Below are 7,180 nucleotides of genomic sequence, written 5' to 3'. Positions count from 1 at the left end.
GATTATTTAACTTTTTCCATAACTTTATTTCGTCCACTCTCTTTGGCTTGATAAAGCGCTTGATCGGCTCTGTTGATCATTTCATCGACTGATTCATCATCATAATACTGTGTGACTCCGATACTGACAGTCACTTTCTCCACTATAGAAAAATGATTTTCTGCAATTTTTGTACGTAACCGTTCTGCTAAAACTTTAACTTCGTTTATCGTTGTATTCGGACAAATTATTATAAACTCCTCTCCGCCCCAACGGAATGGATAATCGCTTGTTCGTAAGACCTCCCGTATAATACGGGTAATCTCTTTCAAAATAATATCACCCGTATCATGACCGCATGTATCGTTGATTTTTTTGAAAAAATCGATATCCATATAAATAAAAGAGATCAGTGTGTTTTGACGTTTTCCAACAGCAATTTCACGCTGAATAATATCATCAAATCTGAGACGGTTGTAGAGACCTGTCAATGGATCGGTCTGCGCGACATACTCAAGCTTCTTTTCCATCATTTTACGCTGTGTCATATCGATAGCGGTTCCAAGCCCTGTCCATTTTCCTTGAAACTTTACCACCGAAATAGCAATATAAAACCATCGTACTTCTCCTGATTTCGTCACAATTTTCAAATCTTCGTAAACGATTTGATCTTGTAACTCTCCTTTCAATCTAGCCTCTACACGTCCTTCTATGAACTCTCGTTCTTCTGCCGTAACAAGATCCATAGGTGTCATGCTTTGAAGCTCATCGAACGTATATCCGGTCATTTTAGTAAATGCCTGATTGATATAGAGAAAGGTTTCCCGATAGAGGAAGATACCTGCTAGCGCACTTTCTGTCAGTGTCTTAAAGAGAATTTCGCTCTCCTCAATCATACGATGAAGTTTTAGCATCTCCTGCTGGTCTTTGATACGATCGGTAATATCTATAATATTCACGACAAGATGCTCTTTTCCGAGATAGAGCATTTTTTGAATACGCGCTTCCACATCGTATTCAGTTCCATCTTTACGGCAATGTTTTGTCTCTATGGTTAATAACGGTGTTGTCCCATCAAGCAGAGGTTGAATGAGTTTGCGAAATTCTTCAGTGCTATATTGTGGTTTAATATCCGGAGGAGTCATTTTTGAGAGTTCCTCCATGGTATAGCCGATATTATGCAAGGCACTCGTGTTCGCATAGAAAAATAGTAATGTTTCCGGATGAAAGATATAGATTTCATTCAGGCTTTTATCAATCAAGTTCCCCAATGATTCGAGAGAATGTTTATTTTGAATTTCTTGTGTAATATCGCTGTAAACAGCCATAATATGACCATTATCCAAGCGTGACACATCATTAGATCGCCATCCTTCTCGAAGCTCGTCTCTATAGTAACCAGCTTCAAAATGTTCTGCTTCACCCGTCTTGTAAACCCGTTCAAGTACCTCAAGTAACCCAAATTCTCTTACTCCGGGAAAAACATCTTGTACTTTTTTACCTATAATATTTTCACGTATAACACTATCCGTTTTTTGCGCTTGAAGATTCAAATCGACAAATAAAAAGTCACCATTCTCGTAACGGTAAAGTGCAATGTTTATAGGTAAAGAATCGATTGGAATCATAATAGAACTCCTACTTTCTTTAATATTTTTATTGTTGGAAATAAAACAGTGCATTTATCAGTAAGTAATAAAAATTATTATAGCTTTTTTTTTAAATATAGTCTTAAAAAAGTATGTTTTAGCTACTTTATCTTTATAGTGTCAAAAATGCAACACGGATGCAACAGTATAGAGCTACTATTTTATGAATATAAAAGTGTTTTATGACTTTTTTGTGACTGAAAGTCCCTAAAATACTGACTTGGGTTATTTTTAATTGAACTTAATATTTTTGAGTCAATGAATATAACCTTTGCTTCTACTACAAATGTGATATACAATCATGTTATGCATTAGAACAATCAAAAGGGGGAGTATGTCTTTTATTGATAAAAGAAAAATTACATTTGAAGAAAGAGTAGAAATTTATAAAGCTCTTGGTAATAAAACAAGACTTGAAATTTTCGAACAAATATTATTGAACGTTGATAAAAGTATTCATGAGAACAGGATGATGTGCATAACCGATATTGCAGCATTGTTCACCTATTCTATGCCAACTATCTCAGCACATGTTGACATACTCAGATCAGCGGGCTTGATCAAGAGTTATAAAGAAGGAAAAAAGATCTATATCGATGTCGATATCGAAAAATGTAAAAAAATCTATGAAGCATTTAATACATTGATTTTGTCTTATGAAGAAAAGAAATTGAAACAGATTTAATTAAAACTGATTTTCAAAAACTGCGTAAACCTACACCTCTAAAAAATACAAAAATATTCAATAAAGTAACTTTTTTTATTATATTAAGTCAATTAGCTAACTGATTAAGTGAGATTTTTCATTCCTTTTGCTATGCTGTAAATCAAATTTAATCATAGGCTCTATATGCAAAATATCTTTATTGGAAGACAACCTATTATTGATCTGTATGGAAATATCCATGGCTATGAATTATTGTTTCGCCAGAGTTTTGATAATTATGCAGCACCAATTTCTTGTAATACTCAGGCTACATGTCGTGTTTTGGTCAATTCACTCAACAACTTCGGTTCACGCAAACTTCTCGGAAAACATTTTGGTTTTATTAACATCGATCATACTTTTTTTGATACTCCTCTTTTTAATGCTATACCCGCTGATAAATTTGTATTGGAAATTTTAGAGAATACTTTTATTGATGATGCGTTTGTAGTTCAAGTAAAAAATCTCAAAGAGCAAGGGTATACCTTCGCATTGGACGATATGGATCTAAGTGATGAGATGATTAAACGTTTTGAACCTTTATTTGGCTATTTGTCGTATGTTAAAATCGATCTATTCACTGCAAGCAAAGAAAAAATACATGAAAAAATTAATATATTTGAAGCGTATGAGGGGATTAAGCTTCTTGCCGAAAAAGTGGAAACCATTGAGGAATATGAGTATTACAAAAAATTTGGATTTAGCTATTTCCAAGGCTATTTTTATGAAAAACCTACTGTTTTTACACAAAAAAGATTTGACCCATCTCATCACGTACTTTTAGAAGTGATTGCATTGATAGATGATAATGCAGATATCAAGGAGCTGGAAGCCAAACTGCTAAATTGCCCCTATTTGATTATAAATCTCTTGAAATACATCAATTCGGTTGAGATAGGGGCAAAAGAGCCGATTTCCTCACTTCGACATGCGATGACGTTGCTCGGAAGAGCATCGTTAAAACAGTGGATTTTGTTATTTCTCTATGCCGATGCCACCGGATCAATGTTTTCGGAACCTATACTTTTATCCGCACTGTTTCGGGCAAAAATGATGAGTTGCTTGGTTTCTTGTATGAATTCTCCTATCCATGATGAAGCATTTTTAACCGGCTTGCTCTCTTTGTTTGATGTGATGATGGCTTTACCGATGAAAGAGGTACTTTCCGGTGTTCATTTGAATGAGTTGATTGTATCCGCATTAATCGATAAAGAGGGAAGGCTCGGGGAGATGCTTGAATTGGTAATCTCTATTGAAGAAGAAAATTTTAGCAACATTCAAGAGCAAATAACAAAATTGAATCTTGATGAAGATAAATTAAATATGATGGCGACGGAGAGCTACAATTGGTCCAATGATTTTTATGAAGAACATTTTGCGACATAATTTTTATACTAAAATGGGTACCTGAGATATAATACTGCTCTCATAGAAACCAAAGAGGAGTTACAAATGAACGAACAAATGCTAATAGAACTTCAACACCATATATCTCAAGTTGTCGGTGATCATACGGCAAAAATGGCGATGGCGCTCAACAACTATGTCCTCGATACTTCCGCATCAACTGCGATCTACGCTATCGAAAAATCAACGGGCAACCAACTCTCCAACGACGAAAAAGATAAAATCTTAGCTTCTATTATGAGTGCGATGGACGGAAAACTCGAAATGTACATTAAACAAGCCTACGGTGCCGAGTGATTCTTAAAGAGTAAAATGAGGTAACGTTTCGGTTTTAGGAATAGATTTTGCTTACTTGAAGCATATTATTCGTGCAAGGAACCGTTATGGGTATCGCTTTCTATAGTGTTTATTCTGCTATATTTGAATACATTGAAATCTTCAGTGAAGTATGGGCTGATAGACTTTTTTAGGGTATCAAGATAATACAGAGGCAGATCAGGATGGATTTTACGATAAAAGAGAGTACATTGGGTGTGGATTCTCCGATCATTAAGCCTAATCCTGAGTTTTTGAATCAAGTAGGGGAAGAACGTTTTCGCCAGCTGGTGGACGATCACTATGAAAATATCGCTCACAGTGATATTGCTTTTATGTTTCCGGTTGAGTATGAAGATGAGTTTGCGAAGGTCAAGAAACACGCAGCCGATTTTTTCATACAGATTTGCGGCGGTCCCGATTATTTTGCGCAAACCCGAGGAGATCCAAGGATGCTGGCACGTCATCAGCGTTTTCGGATTGATGAGAGAGGTCGTCAGATTTGGCTGAACTCTTTTGCCACCCTTTTGCCCTATCTGGAAGAGGAGGGGATATCCCCTGAACATATCCAATCGTTTTGGAACTATCTGGAGCGTTTTTCGAGTCTCCTCGTGAATATCCCCACCCCTAAAGGGTAATTATTTTTTTCTCCATAAACTGTGCGGTCGGCTCCAAAACGACTCGTGCGGCTTCCCGACATGAATCTCTTCATAATACTCTTTTTCAAGGGCACTCATCGCATCACGGATCGCATTGAGTGTTCTCTTTTGTTCTTCAATCGGTGCGGAGAGGACACAGTACTCTCCATCGGTGAGTTCGTCATTAAACCGCTTCTCATCAAACGTTTTTCCCAGATATTGCACCACATAGCGAAGGTCACGCTCTGCATTGCCCAGACAGCTCGTTGCTCCGGGGGAGGGGGTCATGTTAAATATAATCCCCTCTCCCGTATTGATAGAGGCTTCACCCAGCATCAGCTTTTGCTGATGCTTATCGATTACTTGCGGACGAACCCCTCCGAAGCCATGGGCATATTCAAACTCATCCAGACGAAGTGAGGGGACAATTTTACGGGCATCGTGTAAAAAAAGACGTTTGTTTAGGTAGGGAATTTCAAAGAGAAAATTTCGGAAGATGTAGTTGCGGATATCGCTTTCTCGGAGGAGCTTCCATAAGGCACGTAAGACATTGAGATCGAGTCGAAACGTTTTCCAAAAATCGAGATAGGTTCCGCCGGTAAATCGTTCGAGTTTAGGGAGGACAAGGGCGGTTGGACCGAAGCGGGTATTTCCCTCTGCCAGAATATCGGGATCACCGTGAAGTGCGGCAAAAGGGAGTTTCGGATTTTGGATCATATAGACTTTGCCGTTGAGGATATGTTGTGAGGTAAGATAAAAACTCCCTGCAACCGGAAGGCATGAATAGTCAAGTCCATGTCCTATGGAATGAGCCAGATAGAGGCTGTGAGCACCGGCATTGACAACCACGAAGTCGGCACTATAGACTCTCTCTTTGGTTCGGACACTGTAGCCGCGCAAAGGATTTTTTTCGATGGCTGTGACGGGTGCATTTAAAAAGAGGTCGACAGTCGTATCGGGTTCATTTTGTGCGTTGGTGATAAACGATTGTGCCATTTTTCCATAATCCACCGTCGTCCACTGACCCTTTGCACCGATTCCGACAATACGCTCAGGACGTTCATTTCCTTTTTCATCGAATACGACGCGAGGTTCGATCTTTTTAAGTTCCTCTTTGTCCCACACTTCGAGGTAAGGGAATAACTCGGAAAACTCCTCATAGCGGTGCAGAAGAAATTCCACCTCCTCCTCACCGATTCCGAGTGCCATCTTTTGGTGGGAAAAGATTATGCTGTTTTGGTAGCCGTATTGTAGGCAATACTTTTCGACCATTTTGGCGGTTCGTTTTGTGATGGCCGCTTTGGAGAGGGTATAGTTGGTTTCGATATCACCGACATGAATCGTTTGGGAGTTGGCTGTCCCTTTTGAGTTCAGCGTAGCAATAGAGCCATACTTTTCAACGACCGCAATGTTCGCAATATCGGTGTACCGTGCCAGCTCATACGCAAGGGCACATCCCGATATTCCTCCCCCGATAATGAGTACATCATAGTGGTGTTGCGTCATATAAGTATCTCATTTTTAGGGGATTTTTTTAGCAGTCTCACTTTAAAACAGGCACCCTCATCAGTGTTGTAGGCTTCAATAATACCGTGGAGATGATCTTCTATAATCATTTTACTCATGTAAAGTCCCAGTCCCGTTCCCGTTTTTTCATCTTTTGTCGTGAAATAGGGGTCAAACAATTTTGGAAGAACGGCTTCACTGATACCGCCTCCGTTGTCGCAGAAAGTTGTGTTAAGATAAAGTTCATCTTCATCGATACAGATATCAATATAAGGCTCTTTCGTCTCTCTGGAGAGCAATGCATCTTTTGCATTGTTGATAAGATTCACAAATACCTGCATCAGTTCTCGAGAGTATGCGTCTACTTTGGTTTCACTCAGATAGGTGGTTTTGATCCGGATTCCATTATTTATAAGGCTATCTTTTACGATGGTGAAGGTCTCCTCGATAATCTCTTTGAGATTCACGCTGGTAACCGATTTATCCGGTTTGAAAAAGTTTCTGAAATCATCGATTGTTTTGGAAAGGTGCTGTGTCTGATCGAGAATATCTTGGGCGTATACCGTAGCGGATGCGGTATCAAATGTCTCTAACGCAATATCGAGCAATATATTATTGGCGTTCATCGCAATACCGGAGATAGGTTGACGCCATTGATGGGCGATCATACCTATCATCTCCCCCATTGCCGCGTGGCGTGATTGTGCCATCATCAGCTGGTCTTTTCTTTTTAGTTCGGTAATATCCATCGCCGTGGTGACGACCGTTCGTTTCCCGTCGATAATCCCCAGCGGAGCTGAACTGAACTGCCAAATAAGGGTATTCCCCTCTTTGGTTGTTACCGAAGCTTCCCCCATATCAATTTTGTGTTCTACAGAGTAAAGTTCGTCCATATATTGATTCATCAGCGGCTTGTCTTTAGCACACGCATTCTCCGCCCATTTCTCTACGGTATCAATCTCCTCAAAGGTGTAACCGCT

The 7,180-nt window shown here is 39.2% G+C and carries 7 protein-coding genes; 4 read left to right on the top strand and 3 right to left on the bottom strand.

Features of this window, described 5'->3' with window-relative positions:
* Positions 1–2: 2 nt before the first annotated feature.
* A complete protein-coding gene (locus tag A2517_RS08365) occupies positions 3–1,607 on the bottom strand; it encodes a sensor domain-containing diguanylate cyclase (protein ID WP_294896013.1) in 1,605 nt (534 codons plus the stop codon).
* A 355-nt stretch (positions 1,608–1,962) separates the two neighbouring features.
* Here A2517_RS08365 and A2517_RS08360 point away from each other — a divergent pair, with 355 nt between their 5' ends.
* The 4 genes from A2517_RS08360 (at position 1,963) to A2517_RS08345 (ending at position 4,694) form a co-directional block, all read left to right on the top strand.
* The gene (locus tag A2517_RS08360) at positions 1,963–2,313 is read left to right on the top strand and encodes a helix-turn-helix transcriptional regulator (protein ID WP_294896011.1); all 351 of its coding nucleotides are present in this window, start codon (positions 1,963–1,965) and stop codon (positions 2,311–2,313) included.
* A 165-nt stretch (positions 2,314–2,478) separates the two neighbouring features.
* Entirely contained in the window at positions 2,479–3,720 is a 1,242-nt protein-coding gene (locus tag A2517_RS08355) for an EAL domain-containing protein (RefSeq protein ID WP_294896009.1), read from the top strand.
* 66 nt (positions 3,721–3,786) lie between these two features.
* Positions 3,787–4,038: a hypothetical protein gene (locus A2517_RS08350; RefSeq protein ID WP_294896007.1), complete on the top strand. Its 252-nt coding sequence runs from the start codon at positions 3,787–3,789 to the stop codon at positions 4,036–4,038.
* A gap of 203 nt (positions 4,039–4,241) precedes the next feature.
* Positions 4,242–4,694: a globin gene (locus tag A2517_RS08345; protein ID WP_294896005.1), complete on the top strand. Its 453-nt coding sequence runs from the start codon at positions 4,242–4,244 to the stop codon at positions 4,692–4,694.
* On the opposite strand, the gene A2517_RS08340 is transcribed toward A2517_RS08345, so the two are convergent.
* Both A2517_RS08340 and A2517_RS08335 read right to left on the bottom strand, forming a co-directional pair.
* Complete coding sequence (locus tag A2517_RS08340; RefSeq protein ID WP_294896003.1) at positions 4,695–6,200, bottom strand: FAD-dependent oxidoreductase; 1,506 nt, start codon at positions 6,198–6,200, stop codon at positions 4,695–4,697.
* A partial coding sequence (locus A2517_RS08335; protein ID WP_294896001.1) for a sensor histidine kinase occupies positions 6,197–7,180 on the bottom strand: 984 nt, incomplete at its 5' end. The genes A2517_RS08340 and A2517_RS08335, both read right to left, overlap by 4 nt.

Origin of the sequence: Sulfuricurvum sp. RIFOXYD12_FULL_44_77, from assembly GCF_001830725.1 — a bacterium.
Classification (GTDB): domain Bacteria; phylum Campylobacterota; class Campylobacteria; order Campylobacterales; family Sulfurimonadaceae; genus Sulfuricurvum; species Sulfuricurvum kujiense_A.
The sequence above is the reverse complement of the archived record's forward strand: the minus strand, read 5'-3'. Positions and strand labels throughout refer to the sequence as shown.